The sequence below is a fragment of the Paraburkholderia sp. UCT2 genome (assembly GCF_014397665.1).
Taxonomy (GTDB): domain Bacteria; phylum Pseudomonadota; class Gammaproteobacteria; order Burkholderiales; family Burkholderiaceae; genus Paraburkholderia; species Paraburkholderia tuberum.
On sequence record NZ_VZQO01000017.1, the window covers coordinates 68,218 to 85,854 of the forward strand.

18 protein-coding genes and 2 pseudogenes are annotated in these 17,637 nt (G+C 64.0%); 11 read left to right on the top strand and 9 right to left on the bottom strand.

The window, feature by feature from the left end:
• Positions 1-38 precede the first annotated feature (38 nt).
• Together F6X39_RS16240 and F6X39_RS16245 are read left to right on the top strand one after the other, a co-directional pair.
• The gene (locus tag F6X39_RS16240) at positions 39-1,013 is read left to right on the top strand and encodes a carbohydrate ABC transporter permease (RefSeq protein WP_187617341.1); all 975 of its coding nucleotides are present in this window, start codon (positions 39-41) and stop codon (positions 1,011-1,013) included.
• A gap of 10 nt (positions 1,014-1,023) precedes the next feature.
• Entirely contained in the window at positions 1,024-1,875 is an 852-nt protein-coding gene (locus tag F6X39_RS16245; protein ID WP_018423397.1) for a carbohydrate ABC transporter permease, read from the top strand.
• Between the two features lie 180 nt (positions 1,876-2,055).
• Here the strand turns inward: F6X39_RS16245 and F6X39_RS16250 are convergent.
• Positions 2,056-2,319: pseudogene (locus F6X39_RS16250) on the bottom strand (hypothetical protein); the annotation flags it as partial.
• Between the two features lie 236 nt (positions 2,320-2,555).
• Between F6X39_RS16250 and F6X39_RS16255 the strand changes: the two are divergent.
• From F6X39_RS16255 to F6X39_RS37610, 6 genes and pseudogenes are all read left to right on the top strand, one after another.
• Positions 2,556-2,888: a DUF2322 family protein gene (locus tag F6X39_RS16255; RefSeq protein WP_187617342.1), complete on the top strand. Its 333-nt coding sequence runs from the start codon at positions 2,556-2,558 to the stop codon at positions 2,886-2,888.
• Between the two features lie 246 nt (positions 2,889-3,134).
• Positions 3,135-3,425: a hypothetical protein gene (locus tag F6X39_RS16260; RefSeq protein ID WP_187617343.1), complete on the top strand. Its 291-nt coding sequence runs from the start codon at positions 3,135-3,137 to the stop codon at positions 3,423-3,425.
• Between the two features lie 50 nt (positions 3,426-3,475).
• Complete coding sequence (locus tag F6X39_RS16265; protein ID WP_167368704.1) at positions 3,476-3,619, top strand: hypothetical protein; 144 nt, start codon at positions 3,476-3,478, stop codon at positions 3,617-3,619.
• Between the two features lie 97 nt (positions 3,620-3,716).
• On the top strand, positions 3,717-3,944 hold the full coding sequence (locus tag F6X39_RS16270) for a hypothetical protein (RefSeq protein WP_018423381.1): 228 nt from the start codon (positions 3,717-3,719) through the stop codon (positions 3,942-3,944).
• Positions 3,945-4,297: 353 nt separating this feature from the next.
• Positions 4,298-5,242: a M23 family metallopeptidase gene (locus F6X39_RS16275; protein ID WP_187617344.1), complete on the top strand. Its 945-nt coding sequence runs from the start codon at positions 4,298-4,300 to the stop codon at positions 5,240-5,242.
• 900 nt (positions 5,243-6,142) lie between these two features.
• Positions 6,143-6,580 (top strand): annotated as a pseudogene (locus tag F6X39_RS37610) (sterol desaturase family protein); the annotation flags it as partial.
• A 183-nt stretch (positions 6,581-6,763) separates the two neighbouring features.
• Here the strand turns inward: F6X39_RS37610 and F6X39_RS16285 are convergent.
• From F6X39_RS16285 to F6X39_RS16305, 5 genes are all read right to left on the bottom strand, one after another.
• Positions 6,764-7,909 (bottom strand): MFS transporter, encoded by a 1,146-nt coding sequence (locus tag F6X39_RS16285; RefSeq protein ID WP_187617346.1) that lies wholly within the window; start codon positions 7,907-7,909, stop codon positions 6,764-6,766.
• Positions 7,906-8,700 carry a DeoR/GlpR family DNA-binding transcription regulator gene (locus F6X39_RS16290; protein ID WP_187617347.1) on the bottom strand — a complete coding sequence of 265 codons (795 nt, stop codon included), beginning with the start codon at positions 8,698-8,700 and terminating at the stop codon, positions 7,906-7,908. The genes F6X39_RS16285 and F6X39_RS16290 overlap by 4 nt, the downstream gene beginning before the upstream one ends.
• Before the next feature lie 97 nt (positions 8,701-8,797).
• Positions 8,798-10,291: a PepSY-associated TM helix domain-containing protein gene (locus F6X39_RS16295; protein ID WP_187617348.1), complete on the bottom strand. Its 1,494-nt coding sequence runs from the start codon at positions 10,289-10,291 to the stop codon at positions 8,798-8,800.
• Between the two features lie 70 nt (positions 10,292-10,361).
• A complete protein-coding gene (locus F6X39_RS16300; RefSeq protein WP_410450207.1) occupies positions 10,362-12,635 on the bottom strand; it encodes a TonB-dependent receptor in 2,274 nt (757 codons plus the stop codon).
• 184 nt (positions 12,636-12,819) lie between these two features.
• On the bottom strand, positions 12,820-13,230 hold the full coding sequence (locus F6X39_RS16305) for a DUF2946 domain-containing protein (protein ID WP_187617350.1): 411 nt from the start codon (positions 13,228-13,230) through the stop codon (positions 12,820-12,822).
• Positions 13,231-13,371: 141 nt separating this feature from the next.
• Between F6X39_RS16305 and F6X39_RS16310 the strand changes: the two genes are divergently transcribed.
• A complete protein-coding gene (locus F6X39_RS16310) occupies positions 13,372-13,572 on the top strand; it encodes a hypothetical protein (protein WP_187617351.1) in 201 nt (66 codons plus the stop codon).
• Here F6X39_RS16310 and F6X39_RS16315 read toward each other — a convergent pair.
• The 3 genes from F6X39_RS16315 to F6X39_RS16325 form a co-directional block, all read right to left on the bottom strand.
• Entirely contained in the window at positions 13,567-13,848 is a 282-nt protein-coding gene (locus F6X39_RS16315) for a hypothetical protein (RefSeq protein ID WP_262414728.1), read from the bottom strand. The genes F6X39_RS16310 and F6X39_RS16315 overlap by 6 nt on opposite strands.
• A gap of 114 nt (positions 13,849-13,962) precedes the next feature.
• A complete protein-coding gene (locus F6X39_RS16320) occupies positions 13,963-15,270 on the bottom strand; it encodes a LysR family transcriptional regulator (RefSeq protein ID WP_187617352.1) in 1,308 nt (435 codons plus the stop codon).
• On the bottom strand, positions 15,267-15,950 hold the full coding sequence (locus tag F6X39_RS16325) for a GntR family transcriptional regulator (RefSeq protein ID WP_187617353.1): 684 nt from the start codon (positions 15,948-15,950) through the stop codon (positions 15,267-15,269). The genes F6X39_RS16320 and F6X39_RS16325 overlap by 4 nt, the downstream gene beginning before the upstream one ends.
• 390 nt (positions 15,951-16,340) lie before the next feature.
• Between F6X39_RS16325 and F6X39_RS16330 the strand changes: the two genes are divergently transcribed.
• The gene (locus F6X39_RS16330; RefSeq protein WP_187617354.1) at positions 16,341-17,183 is read left to right on the top strand and encodes a gallate dioxygenase; all 843 of its coding nucleotides are present in this window, start codon (positions 16,341-16,343) and stop codon (positions 17,181-17,183) included.
• Complete coding sequence (locus F6X39_RS16335; protein WP_090806862.1) at positions 17,183-17,542, top strand: protocatechuate 3,4-dioxygenase; 360 nt, start codon at positions 17,183-17,185, stop codon at positions 17,540-17,542. Before F6X39_RS16330 ends, F6X39_RS16335 begins: the two co-directional genes overlap by 1 nt.
• Positions 17,543-17,637: the final 95 nt, after the last annotated feature.

Here is a 17,637-nt window from a genome sequence, read left to right on the forward strand (position 1 = left end):
CGCTGCCCGATGCATCGGATTGGATCGGGAGATTGATCGTGTCGCATTCCGTCAGCCGTCATAGCGTCGACGGTCCTGTTGAACCCGGCGGCCCGGGCTTGCCGGCGTCGAGCGGTGCGCTGAGCGGCGCGTCGGTCGCGTCGCGCCGGCGCGGCCCCACGCCGACCGCACGGCGGCAGCGGCGCGCCGCGTTCCTGTTTCTTGCGCCGGCCTGCTTCATGGTGGCCGTGTACGTGGTGTGGCCGATCCTCTCGACGATCCGTCTGAGCTTCTTCAACTGGGATGGGATGACCGAGCCGACCTTCGTCGGCCTCGCGAACTATATCGAGCTGGTCCATACGCCCACGTTCTATACGGCGCTCAAGAACAACCTGATCTGGCTCGTGCTGTTTTTGCTCGCACCGCCGATGGGCCTCGCCGTCGCGCTGTATCTGAATCAGGCGGTGGCGGGCATCCGCATCGTCAAGTCGCTGTTTTTCGCGCCATTCGTGTTGTCGGGCGTCGTGGTCGGACTGATCTTTTCATGGTTCTACGATCCGACCTTCGGCCTGCTCGCGATGATGCTCGGCCACGGCGTGCCGGTGCTCGGCGATCCGCGCTATGCGACGCTCGGCATCGTGTTCGCGGCGCTGTGGCCGCAAACCGCGTACTGCATGATTCTTTATCTGACCGGCTTGACCACGTTGAACGCCGAGCAGATCGAAGCTGCGCGAATGGAAGGCGCGCAGGGCTGGTCGATGCTCTGGCATGTCATCCTGCCGCAGTTGCGGCCCACGACGTTCATGGCGATCGTCGTGACGATCATCGGCGCGCTGCGCAGCTTCGATCTGATTTCGGTGATGACGGGCGGCGGTCCGTTCGAAAGCTCGACGGTGCTCGCCTATTTCATGTACGACCAGGCGATCAAGTACTACCGCATCGGCTATTCGGCGGCGATCGCGGTGGTGCTGTTCGGCATCATGCTCGTGTACATCGTCTATCACCTGCGGCGGATGCTGCGCGCCGAGCAATGAGGAGCCGCTGATGTTTCCGATTCCGATCGACAAATGGAAGCCGGCCACGCGCCGCGCATACAAACTGACGTTGCCGATTGCACTCGTGATCTGGCTGTTGCCGATGATCGCGGTGCTGGTCACGTCCGTGCGTTCGACCGAAGAACTGAGCGAGGGCAACTACTGGGGATGGCCGAAGCACTTCGCGATGTTCGACAACTATCGCGAGGCATTGACGACGTCGCCGATGCTGCATTACTTCTGGAATAGCGTGCTGATTACGGTTCCTTCCGTAGTGGGTTCGATCGCACTCGCGGCGATGGCGGGCTTTGCCTTGGCGATCTATCGCTTTCGCGGCAATTCGACGTTGTTCGCGACGTTCGTCGCGGGCAACTTCGTGCCGATCCAGGTGCTGATGATTCCGGTGCGGGATCTGTCGTTGCAACTCGGTCTGTTCAATACCGTGAGCGCGCTGATTCTGTTTCATGTGTCGTTCCAGACCGGCTTTTGCGCGCTGTTTCTGCGCAACTTCATCAAGCAGCTGCCATTCGAGCTGGTCGAGGCGGCGCGCATCGAAGGGGCGAACGAGTGGACCGTGTTCTTCAGGATCGTGCTGCCGCTGATTCGTCCCGCGCTCGCGGCGTTGGCGATCCTCGTGTTCACGTTCGTGTGGAACGACTATTTCTGGGCCTTGTGTCTGACGCAAGGCGACGACGCCGCGCCGATCACGGTCGGCGTGGCCGCGCTGAAAGGGCAGTGGACGACCGCGTGGAATCTCGTTTCGGCGGGATCGATTCTGGCGGCGCTGCCATCGGTCATGATGTTCTTTGCGATGCAGAAGCATTTCGTCGCGGGCCTGACGTTTGGCGCGACGAAGGGGTGATGCTGTTCACGCGCGGCGCTGCTGCGTAGAGAAGGGTTGCCCGCGGAAGCGGGCTTTTTTTCGGCGCGGCGAACCGCTGCTCGCACGCTGACTTCTCGATCAACGCTTTTCAGCTGACGCCGGGTTGACCCGCTGCATAACGGCATTCAACGCCGCGCGCGCACTATCGAGAGGCCGCTTCGGGATATAGGTTTTGCCGTTGTACGTGACCTGCGGAATCATCAGCGCATAGCCGACGTCAGTCGTGCCATACGCGAGATTGTCCGAGAACGGCGCCGGATAGTACGGCGTGTACGAGTTGTAGTCGGGCGCCTGGCTCAGGTTCAGGTTGATCACGCGCTTGCCGTCGCGCACCGTGATCAGCGCGGCGCTATACGGATGCGCGGTATCGCTCGGCGGGTTGCACCAGGTCAGCGCGTAGTGCGGGAACGCGTCGAGGTAAGACTGCATGTCGAAGCATTCACTCGTCGTGGAGCCGACGCATTGCTTTCGCCTCCATGCCGACTTCCTTCGCTTTTCTTTGATATGTCGAGGCCAGGGGCGATGCGAAAAATTACTAGGAATACACCAGGTATCAGATGCGCGTGCCGATCCGTCGTGGCCACCGATTCGCCCGCTCGCCGCCCATCGGATAAGATACGGCCCGCCATGCATTTTTTAGAACGGAAGGAGTGGTTTCAATGATCGAACCGAGCAACGTTTTCAAGGAAAATCTCGCCAGAATGCCGGCGATCGACGGCATCGCACGCATCGATCTGGTCAACGGCAGCGGTACCGTGGTCGCTAGCATCGAGAACAAACCGGGCAAGCAGGGCTCGCTCGCGGTGTACAACTACCTGCGCGGCGCGTTCGGCACGCTCGACCCGAAGGCGGCCGAACACGGCCTCGCGCTGTTTGCCGAGCATACGGCCGACGCGCGCAACCGTCCGGGCGCGCATCCGAACGTCAATCACCTGCTGGCGATTGCCGCTGGCGGCGAGGCATTGCGCATCGATGTTGTTCCGGCAGCTTGAGGCCGCTCAAAGTCTTTTCCGCGCCGGCAAGGTAGACGTTTTCCTGCCGCTGCCGCGAATTCCAATGCCCCGGCGACGGGATTTGCGGTCCACCTGCGCTAATTGCTCGGTAAAAACCCTCGTTTTTCCCGAAGCCCCCGGATTGGCTTCAGATTCGGCTTCTGTTCGGTGAATTGAAACGCGGGGGGCGGCGCACACTGGGTTCGTCCCGTCGCGTATATCGCGCTTTTCCGTCAGGAGCCCCGGATGTCTTCCCGTCACAACAAACCCCGCCGGTTCGACGCCGACCTGCCGGAACTCACCACCTCGGAACGGGATCAGCCGACGCCCGGTCCGGACGACCCCGCGATGCGCGAACTGCAACGCGGTTCCGAAGCCATCGTGCGTCTGGCCACGCAGGCACACGCGGCCGTCGCCCGAAGCGACGAAGCCGGCGCGCAAGCCGCGCGCCAGTCGCTCGAAACGCAGCTGACGTTCACGACCGCCCTGATCGATGAACTGCTGTTCGGTGCGCCCGAGCGGTCCACGCTGCATTGACAGCCTACGCGGCAGCATCACCGTACTATCCCGAAGTACCGGAAACTGACATGAGCGCTTTGACCGTCATTCTTTGCATCTGGGCCATGGTCGCGTTTTGCGCGGTCCTGTTCATCCGCGGCGCGAGTCCGCGCGTCGAGCGTGAGGCGGAGCAGCCGCGTGCTCGTCCGTCGCGCTATTCGATCGCAGAGTAACGCGCACGACCAACGACGCGGAACCAACGGGGTAACATGAGGAGCGCCGGCGCCACTGCCGGCCGGCACCGACGATGTTCCCCACGGAGGTTCCCGTATGGACACACATTCGATTCTCGGCATGCTGCATGCCGAAGAGGCTTTGCTGGTCTCCATCGTGCGGTCGCTGCCCGACGATATCAGGCGCAGGATCGCCAACGACTTTCACGAGCAGGCGCAACTCGCCGAAAGCTCACATCTGAATCCCACCACGAACCGCGAAACGAGCGACGCGTTCAAGGCCCATGTCCGACGGCTGTCGAACATGCTTGCTTCGTTGTCATAACCCGCTCCACGTCCGCGCGGCCGAGTCGAATATCCCGGCTAGTTCTCTCGTCGGCGCAGCGCGATTGCGCCGTCATGCCCGTCGTGCCTCAGCGGCCAAAGTTCGAGCGCGCGCCCTCGCCGCATCGCAGGCTCATTTGGGGGCAGCTTAAGGCTGACTTAAGAAAGCAACCATAGGCTGCCCCGAGCCTCATGCAGCGTCTTACGCAGTGCCTGGAGACGCTGATTCAACGAAACCACCTCGCCGTGCGTGCCTTTCGCGCATGCGATGGTCGACAGTCGTTCCTGACCATGCCTCTATCTGTAGCTCGTCTTCTGTCGGGGCGCGCCAGCAAAATCATTGTCGTATGCGCAATGAGCTCGGCGTGCGCCGCCTATCTCGTCACTCATGAACGCGCCGCGCGCAACGGCGACCCCGACGTCTCGCTCCTGAGCAAGGACTCGACGCAGGCCGTTGCCCGTGTGCCGATACCGGCGTCGGCACCCGCACCGGTTGTGCCCGCTGCGCAAGCTCCCGCGTACACCGTGAGGGAAGCGCCGGTCGAGCGTACATTCGCGGCGGCCGCGCAGAGCATCGGCGTCGATGCGGGCACCACAGCCATTCTGTCGCGCGCGTTTCACGACGAGCTCGATCTGTCGCGCGATCTGCAACCTGGCGACCGCGTGCGCGCCGTATTCGACACCGGTAGCGACAACAGCAAAGACGCATCGCGCGAACCGCTCGCGGTGCGCATCATGCGAGGCTCGACCGCGCACAACGTGTTCCTGCAGAAAAATCTTCACGGCCAACCGCTCTACTACTCGAAAGACGGCGTCAGCGCAGGGCCTGCGTTCGAGCGCTATCCGCTCGACTTCACACGCGTGTCGTCGGCTTTTTCGTTGCGCCGCTTCGATCCGGTGCTGCATCGTTGGCAAAGTCATGACGGTGTCGACCTTGCCGCGCCGGTTGGCACGCCCGTGCGTGCCACCGCGCGCGGCGTAATCCGCTTTATCGGCCGTCAGACCGGTTATGGCAACGTGGTCGTCATTCAGAACCCCGCACCGTTTTCTACGACGTTCGCGCATCTGTCGCACTTCGCGAAAGGACTGCGCTCCGGCAGCCGCGTAAGGCGCGATCAGGTGATCGGCTATGTCGGCAAGACCGGTTGGGCAACCGGACCGCATCTGCATTTCGAGGTCCACGTGAACGATGTGCCGCAGGATCCGCTCAAGGTCGACCTGCCGCAGAAGAGGTCGCTTGCCGGCGATGAATTACGGCAGTTCGAGTCGCGTGTCGCGCAATTGACCGCGCTGCTGTAAGCCGCTTGCCGTCTCAACTTTGCGACACGCCGGTCCGCATGATTCAGGCGCGCTTTCGTCGCATGACGTGTCGGCATGTTGACTGGTACGGGTCGCAAACCTTGGTCCGTCAATGCGCGTTCGGGTTTTCCCGCGCGCGTCGAACGACGTGTACGAGCCAGCACGAAGGCGTCGGGGCATCCCCGCGGCGTCTCATTTCCGATGCATTGCGTGCGATCAGGCCCGCTTCGAAGTGCCCCGGCAGGCATTTCTCCATACGTAGCAAGCCTTCATTCCAGCATGGCATAGCCATTGCAATGACGAATGCACAAAAACTACACATGTTGCAGCCGGGATTTCACGCAGTGAACAAATGCCGACGGCAGCAAAAATCTTCGCGATTCGCGCTCGGGGAGCGTGGCGCAACTTGCGAGGTGCGGCGGGGCCAATAGCAAACGGATGTCGACAAACAACGACGACGCGAGCGGACGATACGGCTGCATCTAACGTCCGCTCGCGATCGTGACGGCGTGAAGCGATGACCCCGCCATTTTTTTTCCGTGCTTGCGGGTGAAGCCGAATTCGCGGCGGGCCCCCGCTAAAGGGCGCTTGCGCGCGGGCCGGCGGGCTGCGAAGATCATGCTAACGACCGCCGCATCAGGGAATTCCATGTTAGCGTCGAGCCCGTTTCCCGCCTTGCTGCACCACGCGAGCCTGTGGCTGCAAGCCTACGCGCTCGTGCTGGTCATGATGGGCGTCGGTGCGTTGCTTGAGCGTCGCTGGCCAGCCGCATTGCTGCAATCGCGCGCGGGGCAGCGTCTGAACATGGCGTATGCGGGTCTGTATCTGGCGTTGGCGGAAGCCGCGAAGCCGCTGACGGCGGCCGCGAGCGTCGCGATCGTCAATGCACTCGGCGGCGGGATGGTGGTGCTGGTGTCGCGCGGGTGGGGCGCGCTCGCTTCGTTCGTGATCGTGCTGCTGACGATCGATTTCCTCGAATACGCGTTTCATCGCTTGCAGCACACATGGCCCATCCTGTGGAAGCTGCATTCGCTGCACCATAGCGCGGTGGATTTCAACGTGACGATCACGTTGCGGCATCATTGGATAGAAGTGCTGCTCAAGGGCTGCCTGCTTTATCCGCTCGTCGGCGTACTGTTCAAGGTCGAGCCGTGGATCGTCGGTGCGACCTCGATCGTGTTCATGTTCGGCAACTACTTCGCGCATCTGAATCTGCGCATGGACCTTGGCCGCTACGTCACGTGGGTCAACAATCCGCAGTATCACCGGCTGCATCACTCGATTCGCGCCGAGCATTTCAATCACAACTTCACGCAGCTATTGCCGATGTGGGATCACGTGTTCGGCACGCGTTGGGTGCCCGCGAAACACGAGTGGCCCGCCACCGGTCTCGACGATGGTACGCAGCCGAGCTCGCTGCTCGGCGCGTTCAGCTGGCCATTGGGTCAGCATGCGGCACGCGATGCGTTACCCGTTCGCAAGCCGCTTGCCGTGCTCGACAAGAAAGCGAAATAACGCTGGCTACGCGGGTTGCGCGGCGCGCACCGCGTTGCCGCCCAGCAGCGACACGATCAGCGTGGCCATCACGAGCACGCCCAGCGCCGCGCGCAGGCCAACCACGCCGGCACCGAAACCAATCAGCGGCGGCCCGACCAGAAAGCCCGCATAGCCGAACGTGGCCGCCATCGACACGCCGATCGCCGGCGTCGCGCTCGAGCGACCCGCCGCGCTGAAAATCACCGGAACGATATTCGCGAGACCGATGCCGACCATCGCGAAGCCGACGCACGCGGTCAGCACCGTCGGCAGGCTCAGCACGAGCGCGAGTCCGGCGAGCGCGATCAGACCGCCGAGCGCGACGACCTTGCTCGAACCGAAGCGCCGCACCGATGCGTCGCCGGCGATCCGGCAGGCCGCCATCGAAAACGCGAACGCGGAGTAGCCGATCGCGGCGACGCTCGCTTCCTGGTTCAATGTGGAGCGCAGGTACACCGCGCTCCAGTCGGCCACCGCGCCTTCGACGAGCATGCACATGAACGCGAGCAGCGCCAGTTTCATCACGCTGCTGTCGGGCCATGCGAAGCCGCTCGACGCTGCGGCCGCGCGCGGACCGATATCGCGCAACGCAAACGACGCGGCGAAAATGATCAGGGCCGCGATCAACAGATCGGGCGCGAACAGCCCGCCCACGACGCCGACGCCGCCTTTCTGCAACATCGCGCCGCTCGCCGCGCCAAGCAGGCCGCCCGCGCTCCACGCGGCATGAAACGACGACATGATCGGCGCGCGCCAGCGTGTTTCGATCGCGCTCGCATGTCCGTTCATCGACACGTCGAGCGCGCCGTTCGACGCGCCAAGCGCAAACAGCACCACGCACAACGTCAGCATGCCCGGCGCGAGCGCGGGCAACGGCAGCGCGATCGCGAATGCCGCGCCGAGCAGCGCGGTGGCGCGGCCGCTGCCGACGCGCGGCGCGAGCTGTCCCGCGAGCGGCATCGCAACGATGGCGCCGAGCGCGAAGCAGAACAGCGCGATGCCGAGCGAGGTGTCGCTGAGCGCCAGGCTTTCCTTGATGCGCGGCACCTCGACCGCCCATGCGCCGATGCCGAAACCGTTGGCGAGAAAGACGGCGAGCGTTGCGATGCGTTCCCTGACGAGTGAGTTCATGGGCGTGCCGCCATCACGTTATCGCAGACGGCCTGGAGGCTCGCGACACGCGCGTGCGGCACGTCCGCTTCGACGAACAGATAATCGACGGCCGAAACAGGCGCTACCGCGAACGGCGCCGCTGTCATGAGCTTTTCCGAGGTCAGCGCGATGGCGATCTGGCTGCTCGCTTTGACCATCGCGCGTTTCAGTTCGGCGTCCTCTGCGTCGAATACGGCGACGCCTTCGTCGGGGTCGAAGGCGCAGGCGCCGAGAAAACAGAGGTCCGCGCGGATCTGCTGGATCTGCAGCAGCGCGGTCGCGCCGAGCGAGCCCGCCGCGCCGCCGGCGACGCGGCCGCCGATCAGGATCACGTCGATACCCGGGCGGTTCAGCAGCCGCGCGCAGGCCTCGGGCGAATTCGTGACGACGGTCAGGCCGGCGTTGTCGGGCAGCGCCGCCGCGATCGCGACGTTCGTCGTGCCCGCGTCGAGCAGCACGATCTGCTTCGGACGAACGATCGATACGGCCGCCGCGGCAAGGCGTGCCTTGCGATCGACGGCCTCATGCATGCGCAGCGCCGCGGGTTTGTCGGCGGGCGACATCAGTAGCGCACCGCCGTACACGCGCTTGCAATGCCCCTGATCCGCGAGATCGCGCAGATGACGGCGCACGGTGTGCTCGGAGATCTGCAGCTCGGCGGCCAGCTCGGCCGCGAGCACGCGACCATGCGTGCGCAATCGCTCCAGAATCAGTGCTTCGCGCTGCTCGGGCAGTAGCCCGTTGATCGCATCTTCCCGGGTTCGCTGCATGTCTCGTCTCCGTTTCGGCGTGAATCGATCATAAGCGAGCAAAATATATCGTAAACGCTCGTGGGGCGCAAGCGGTGCGCCCCGGCTCGTCTTGATCTCACGCGACGCCGTGCGGTTCCGGTCGTGAGTCACGGCCGAAAACCAGCCGGTCGAGCAGCCACACCGCGACGAGCGTTGCGCCCATCAGCGGGAAAACGACGCCGAGAAGCGCGAGGCCGGTTTTCCAGCCACGCATCGGCGGCGCGGCGCGCTCGCGCGACGGCGCGCCGAGCGAGCGTTGCGGCCGACGTTTCCACCACATCACGAAGCCGGTCACAGCGAGCGCGCCAAGGCCGAGCGAAATGGCCGCGCACAGTATCTGATTCGCGACGCCGAAGTAGCGACCCATATGCAGCGACGTGCCGTACGACACGGCCTTCGCGATCGCGCCGTAATCGCCGTAGCGAATGTCCTTCAGGATCGCGCCGCTGTATTGGTCGACGTACAGCGTGCGTTCGTCTTTGGGATTCGCGGGGAAATAGGAGAGCGTGTAGACGCCGGCTGCGGAGTTCGGCAGCACGATGCGGTAGCCGTCCGCGATACCGAGCGACGCGGCGAGCGCGACGATATGCCCGAGCGACAGAGGCTGCGCCGCGTCGGTGGCCGCGGAAGAGGGCACGCTCGCGTTGCCCACGGCCCATGGCGTCAGCGGCAACGGCAGGTCGTCCATGACCATGCCGGGCATCGAGCCCATGTCGGCGCGCGTGGCATGCGCGAGCGTGGCGCTCGCGTGGTCCGAGGGCGTTCCCGGCACGATGGAGCGCAACGGCAAACCGCCCCACGCGCCCGGCGGAGCGCCAAGCTGCGTCGCGGTCGCGAACGCCTTGAACTGCTTGCCCCACGAGCCGGTCCACGGCAGCCCCGTCAATACGAACGCAAGTGCGCCGAGGGCGAGCCAGATGCCGATCACCGCGTGAAGACTTTTCCATAGCGGACGTCCTTTCAGCGCCAGGCGCGGCAGCAGCACAGCGCGCGTGGTCGTTTTGCCGCGCGGCCACCATAGTGCGACGCCGGTGCCGATCATCACGAGCGTCCAGCATGCGGCCAGTTCCATCAGCAGTTCGCCGGGCTTGCCGAGCAGCAGCTTGCGATGAAGCATGCGATCCACCTGCATCAAGCGATGCTCGACGCTCAGCGTGCCCAGCACCTCGCCGCTATACGGATTCAGATAGATGCTCTGCTGCGTGCCGTCCGCGAGACGAAATACGAATTCCGCGCTGCGTTGCGGATCGCGCGTGATCACGGCGGTCGTCGCGATCGAGCCGGGCGGCATCGCCGCGCGCGCTTTCACGAGCAGCGCGTTGTCGGCCAGCCTCGGCACGGCTTGCGGTGCGACGACCAGTTGCTGTCGATAAAGCAGCGGCTCGATCTGCGGCTGGAAGCAATACAGCGTGCCGGTGATGGCGAGCACGAGTAGAAAAGGCATCACGAAGAGGCCCGCGTAAAAGTGCCAGCGCCACAGTGTTCGATAGCCTGGATGTGTCGGGCCGCTCGTGGCGGCGGTTGTACCGTTCTGCGCGCGCACGCGTTCGGCGGTTCGAGTCGTGGACATGAAATCCTCGTCGGGCAAATGGGTCGATGGTTCGTGTGCGACAAGCGGTTTGCCGCGTCTTGCGTCAGGCTCAGATATGCAGCTTCGCTTCGACATAAAACGTGCGGCCAGGATACGGGTGGTAGACGAAGTAGCGCGCGTCGAACAGGTTGTCGACGCCGATGCCGAGTTCGCTGAGCTTCGTCGGCTTGAACGTGAACTTCGCGTCGGCGACCGTGTAGGTGCTGGTGCCGCCGAACACGTTGGGGTTCGTGTCGGTATTCGTCAGCGTGTTGTATTGACGACCCGAGTAACGCGCAGCGAGCGTCAGCGCCGCGCGCGCGTCGAAGTGATACGTCGCGGCAAGATTCGCGCGCCACTGCGGAATGCGGTAGAAGTACTTGCCGACCGAGGCCGGATTCCGTGCGTTCTCGAGGATCTTCGACTGCGTGTACGCGACGCTCGCGAGCAGATCGAGCCCGCGCACGAACACGTCCTCGCCCGAATAGCTTGCTTCGACGCCGCGCGAGCGAACCTTGCCGATGTTCTGGAAGTTCGTCACGTTCGGAATCACGGTGGTGTCGGTCTGACTGAAGATCGTGTTCTTCACGTCGTCCTGAAACAGCGAGAAGCGGAACACGCCATTCCAATGCGCCCATTCGGCGCTCAGCTCTTTCGACAGATCGTCTTCGGGCTGCAAATATGGATTGTTGTTGACGATCGCGGAGCCATTGATTTGCCCCTGGAACAGTTCGCTCGCGGTCGGAAAGCGATACGCGCGAGCGATCGACGCGCGCAAAGTCAGCTCGTCGCTGACATCGAACGATAGCGACGCCTTCGGCGAAAGGTGGCGCTGGCTGGCATCGCTGTACGCGATCGTCGCGCCGGGCAACGACTGTGCGCCATCGTAGGCTTGCCAGTCTTCATAGCGCGCGCCGTAGACGAGCTTCCAGCGCGGCAGAAAGCGCCACGCGTCCTGCGCATAAAGAGCTTGCGTCTGCGTCTTGCCGGTGAACGCGTTGGCGAACGAGGTCGCGTCGCCGTCGCGCCAGTTCAGCGTGTTGTAGGTCTGGTTGTCGACGAAGTAGTTGTCGTAGTGGTAGCCGACGCTCAGTGCGTGATTGGCCAGTCCTGGCTGGTTCGTCGCAGGCGTATAGGTGCCGCGGAGGTCCAGCGTCTTCCAGCCGGTGCCGTCGTTGAACAGCACGGTGCCGGGGCCATTGCCCGGGCCGCCGGCATTCGCGGTGCGTGCGACGCCATTGCCGATGTCGTAATACGAGGCGATCGCCTCGCCGTTCCAGCCGGTCGCGTTGCGCGTTTTCAGCGACACGCCGTAGAGCCAGTTCTCGCTGTGCCCGACACCCGGCGCAAACGCGGCCGCCGGAATCGTGTAGTGGTAACCGTTGATCGATACGTTGCCGCTGTACACAGGGTTGCCGGCCGCGTCGCGCAGGAACGTCGATGTTTCGCTGTTGTACGTCTGGTGCCAGTAGCCGAGCGTGAAGCCGCCCTGCAGCGTCGGCGTGAAGTCGTACTGCATCTTCAGCTTGAACTGGTCCTGCACCGTGTGCTCGATGCCTTCGCCGTTCACACCGAGCACGGCCGTCGGCGCATTGGTCTGGTTGTTGTAGAAATAGGCGCCGGTGACGGGCGTGTCGCCGGCCTTGGCGGGCGTGGTCGATTTAGCGAGTGTTGCGAATTGCAGCGGCTGACTCGTGTTCTCGAGATGATTGACGCCGAGCCGGTACGAGAACTTGCCGATGCTATCGCCGATCGACGCGCTCGCTTCGCTGCCGTTGAAGCTCTGGTTCACGCCGAACAGGCTGAAGTGCTGCGTGAATGCCTTCACGTCGGCGTTGGCCTCGAACTGCTTTGGCATGCGCGTGCTGATCAGCACGGTCGCGCCGAGCGAATTGCCCGGATACAGCGCGGAAAACGGCCCGTAGATGACGTCGACCTGCTGGATTTCGTCGGGATACACCATCGACCAGCGCGGTGGAAACGAATAGCTATTGCCGAGCAGGTTGCTCAGCAGCAAGCCGTCCGCATAGACGAGGCCGCGCGCGCTCTGCGTATTGCCGGTGCCGCGCACCGCGATGATCGAATTCAGATCGCCGGTAAAGCGCTTGCGTACCGCCAGGTTCGGCATGTACTTGAGCACGTCCTCGGTGTTGACGACGTTCCAGTTCGCGAACTGATCGCGCGTCACGGTTTCGACGGAGGCGGGCAGGTTCGGGTCGACGGCGCGCGGTGCGGCGCTCGCGCTTGCGCTCGCACTGACGCTGACGGCGGGCAGCGTCGCGTCGGTGTTTGCGTCGGCGGCATGCGTGGGTGTTGCGACGAAAGCCGGCACGAAGGCAGGCATGAGCGCGGGCCAAAGAACGGAACGACGAACCGCGCGATGAGCGGAAAAGACAGCGTCACGACGGACGCAATAAGAGAGCCTTCGCAGCGCGAAGTTGAACATGAGCGTTTCCTCGATGCATTGAACAGGCGATCGCAGGCCTCGTCGATGTGGGCGACGAAGGCGCGATCAGAACCGGTAGCGATCAGGAAACGGCAGGTGGGGCGCGCGGACGTCCCGACGGGAAGGCGCCAAGCGGGGTGAAGCCGGTGGACAGCGTTGGCGGCGCGGTGCCGGCCAGCGGCAGCGCGGCCGGCGGCTCGACGGCGGCGAGCGTCGGCATCGCGACGTGATGTTCGAGCAGATGACAGTAGCCGCAGGCGCCGAATGCATCGTCGTGGCTCAGATGCACGTGCGCGGGGCTGGTTTGAGCGACGACGCTCGCATCGCTCACATTGCTTGCGCCAGCCGGATGAAGCGCCGAACATAGCGCGGCAATCGGCTCGTGGGCGCGGCCCGATTCGAGCAACTGACTCACGAGCGGCGCGAACACGACGAGCCACATGGCGACGAGGCCAAGCCATGCGGTCAGGTGGTTGCGCGAGTGTCGAGTCATGATCGTCGAAGAAAAGACGGGCGCGATTCTAGCATCACCGCGCGATCCTTTCATTCGCAATGACGGGCATAACGGCGGATTAGACGGTGAAGAAGCGTTTATTTCGGGGCGCTGAGGCCGAGGCGACAACCAGCGCGAGCCGTGGCGCTATGTTCGGCCGGGCAGTTCGCCGACGCGTTGCCCCTCGTCGCGCCGCTGCTCGAAGATTCCGCCTTGCCAAACGATCAGCGGGCCGAAGCGTTCAATATTGCCGGTGCGTGTTCGTTCGCGCTGGGTCACTGGGCGAGCTCGGTCGAGCGCGTGCGGCAGGCGTGCGTCGAGCGATTCGGCGGCGCGCTATGACGCCTCTGTGAGCTGCATGTGATACAGGCCCCACGGCGACAATTCGAAGCGGTCCTTCAGTGGCTTGGCCGCGAGTTCGGGAATCTGATCGGCGTCGTAGATCGCCCATAACGGCCCCACGCCGCCGAGCGCCAGCGGCTTGCCGTCCATTTGTGCCGCGACGATGAAGTGATACTCGCGCACCTTGTCGAGCGTCGTCAACACCGCGTAGCCATCGACCGCGTGCATGACGATTTGCGTGCTGCCCGCGTCGGGCGCGCCGACGTTTGCGAGCACGTCGGAGAGCAGCGGGCCGCTAACGTATGCATGTGCGCATCGTATTCGATCGTCGGATGGATCGTCACGGTCTTCATGCGGGCGAGCCACGGCAGATCGACGCCATGGAAGTGCTCAGTTCGCGCCGATACTGACGGTGCGCGTCACATCGACGACCGACAGCCGGATCGCGTCGATCAATGCGCGCGCGGCCGGTGACGGCGTGCCCGCCGCGCGCATCGTCAGGCCGATCTCGCGCCGCGTGTTGTGCAGCGGTACATCGAGCACCACCAGTTGCCCGGACTGAATCTCGTGATGCAGCTGCTGCGCCGACAAGGCCGCCGCCATGTCGGTACCGAGCAGCAGGCCGCGAATCACCGCGAGGTCGGCGGTCTCGACGGTCGGCAGAGGCGGCTTCACCTTCATCCGCTTGAATTGCGTTTCGAACAGCGCACGCGCCGGCGCGTTGCTGCGCGGCAGAATCCACTGCGCGTCGCGCAGACCCATGATGGTCAGATCGTGCGCGTGAGTCAGCGGATGACCGCGGCGCACCAGCACCACCATGTCTTCCGACATTAGCCGCTCGTTTTTCAGGCCGCTCGTCGCGTCGTTGTCGCGCAGCGCGCCGAGAATGAAATCGATGTCGCCCGCTCGCAGACCGGCCACGAGCGTCTCGTAGGCGCTTTCGTCGGTGACCACGCGCACGCCCGGATTCTCCGAGGTCATTCGCGCGATCGCCTTCGGCAGGATCAGCGTGCGCCCGAGCGGCAACGCGCCGACTGTCACCGAGCCCTGAATCTTGCCGTGCAATGCGGCGATATCGTCGGGGACGTGGCGCAGTTCGTTTAGCGCGCGGCGTACGTGAAGCAGGAACGTTTCGCCCTCGGCCGTCAGCAGGATGCCGCGCGGGCTGCGGTGAAACAGACTCAGTCCCGAGCCGCTTTCGAGTACCCGGATCGCGGTACTCACCGCGGGCTGGCTGATGCCGAAGGTTTTTGCCGCGCTCGGCATATGCCGATGCCGCGCGAGCGCCGCGAATAGTTGCAACCGCCGCGTGTTGAGCAGATACGCGGGCAATGCGCCTTCCGCGACGGGCCGGCGGCGCGTCTGTCGCGCGGTGCACCATCGGGCGAGTTCTTCGAGTTCAGCGAAGATCCGCTCGCAGCGATGCAGCACCGCGCGGCCGACCGGGGTGGGCAGCATGCCCGAAGGACCGCGATCGAACAGCGGTTCGCCGAGCGCCGACTCGAGCTCCTGCACGGAGCGCGTGACCGCCGACTGCGCGCGAAACAACGCGGCCGCCGCGCGCGTCGCGCTGCCCGTATCGGCGACGAGCCGGAATGCGCGCAGTTGCGCGAGATTGAGCAGGTCCTTGCTGCTGACCGATAGCGGCGCTTTGGCGCTCGCCTGGCTGGTTGAGGCGGAAAGCGTGTCGTTGCTCATGCCGCGCCCGCGATCAGATGCAACGACGGCAGCGACAGATTCAGACTTTCCTTCGAGATATGCGTGTGCTCCTTCATCAACGCATCGACGCGCGCGCCTTCGCCTTTTTTCAGCGCGTCGACGATCGCGTGATGCTGGCGATGCGCGTACATCAGCATCATGAATTGACGCTCGCGCGTGGATTCGTCGAACGCGATCGTAAACGGCGACACGAACGGCACCTTGTCGTTCAGACTGAGCGCGGCCGTGACCGCCTGGTTCTGCGCCGCGTCGACGATCAGCGCATGAAAGCGGCCGTTCATCTGCGCGTAGCGCACGTCGTCGCCTGGCTGCAGATGCTTTTGCTCGAAGATCGCGTCGCCTTCACGCAGGCAGTCGTCGAGCGCGGCGGCGAGCGCGGGGCTCACGCCGTTTTCGGCGACCGAGCGCGCGGCGAGTCCCTCGAGCACGCCGCGCACGTCGCGCACGCTGAAGCGGCGCACGACGTAACCGCGCGAGCCCGAACGATCGAGCAGGCCTTCCGACGACAGCACGCTCAATGCATAACGCAGCGGCGTGCGCGACACGCCGAGCCATTGCGCAAGCTGCGCTTCGACGAGCCGCTGCCCGGGCGACAGTTCGCCCGACAGGATCTTCTCGCGCACGGTCTGCACAATCGCTTGCTGGGTGGTCTCGTTCATCGTTTCGTCGCTCGTCGGAAGCAGCGCAGTATAGCCACGCGTGCAGCACCGCTCCAAGCCTTGGAAATGTGCGTTGCGAGTTGTTTTCCGGGCCATCTGTTTTATTTATCGCGTGACGAGATGCCAAGGCGTCGCGGAAGGCTTGCCTCACGGGCTTGGGATACCGAGGAAGCCCTGCGCGGCGTGGGTCGGGGTGCGCTTCATCTGGGCTCCGGGCGCGCAAATACCGGGTTTTAATCATCAACCCGGCGCTGCTTGAGGTATACCCGTGCTTCCCGTATCGCGGCACAATTTCTATCTTTGTATCCCAAGACGGTCGTAGTGACTAGCGCGGTCAACCTGGCGACCTATCCGATTGGCAGCAGCACGAAGTGACGGAAGAGAACGAATATGGCAAGAATCATTGGTGGTATCGGCACGTCCCATGTGCCCACGATCGGGTTGGCGTACGACAAGGGCAAGCAGAACGAACCGGCTTGGGCGCCGATGTTCAAGGGTTATGAACCGGTGGCGCAGTGGCTGGCCGAGCAGAAGCCCGACGTGATGGTGATGTTCTACAACGACCACGCGAACAGCTTCTTCTTCGACTGCTATCCCACGTTCGCGCTCGGCGTGTCGCCCAACCACGAGTTCGCCGATGAAGGCGCCGGCAAGCGTCCGCTGCCCGACATCGCCGGGCATCCGGATCTCGCGATCCATATCGTCGAGCAACTGGTCGCCGACGAATTCGATCTGACCGTCTTCCAGGACCGCCCGCTCGATCACGGCGTCAATTCGCCGCTGTCGCTGATGCTGCCGCATCAGGGCGGCTGGCCGCTGTCGCTGGTGCCGCTCGAAGTCAACGTGCTGCAGTATCCGCTGCCCACCGCGAATCGCTGCTACCGGCTCGGCCAGGCACTGCGTCGCGCGATCGAATCGTTCGAGCAGGACCTGAAGGTCGTGGTGGTCGGCACGGGCGGGCTGTCGCACCAGGTGCATGGCGAACGCAGCGGCTTCAACAACACCGAATGGGACATGGAGTTCCTCGACCTGATCGTCAGCGATCCGGAGCGTCTTGCCGCGATGAAGCACGTCGATTACGTGCGCCTCGGCGGCGCGGAAAGCGTCGAGACGATCATGTGGCTCGCGATGCGCGGCGCGCTGGGTCAGAAGGTCCTCGAACTGCATCGCAGCTACTACCTGGCGACCAGCACCGCGATGGCCGTGACGATCTACGAAGAAGAGGTGGCGTAATGAATCCGCAACTGGTTGGCGTCGAAGAACTGACCGGCACGTATCCGTTCGATATCCGCCAGAGCATGAAGGCGATGCGCCTGAACCGCTTTTTCTGGCAGATGCGCGAAGCGTCGGCGCGCGCGCTGTGGCTCGAAAACCGCACCGCCTCATACGATGCGGCCGGCCTGACGCCGGAAGAACGCACGCTGGTCGACAACACCGACTGGATCGGTCTGATCCGTTATGGGGTGTCTTTCTTCGTGCTCGAGAAGTTCGCGCGTGTGGTGAAGATCACCAATCTCGGCGTGTACGCGAGCATGCGCGGCGAAACGCTCGAAGCGTTTCTGAAGACTCGTCAGGTACCCGACGCCGTTTAAAGGCCGCGCATCAAGGCAGCGCTGTCCGCTGGGCAATCCGATTTGACGCCCCCGCCAAGCCCCGCGACACGACGATTCTCGAACTCCGCGAGTTT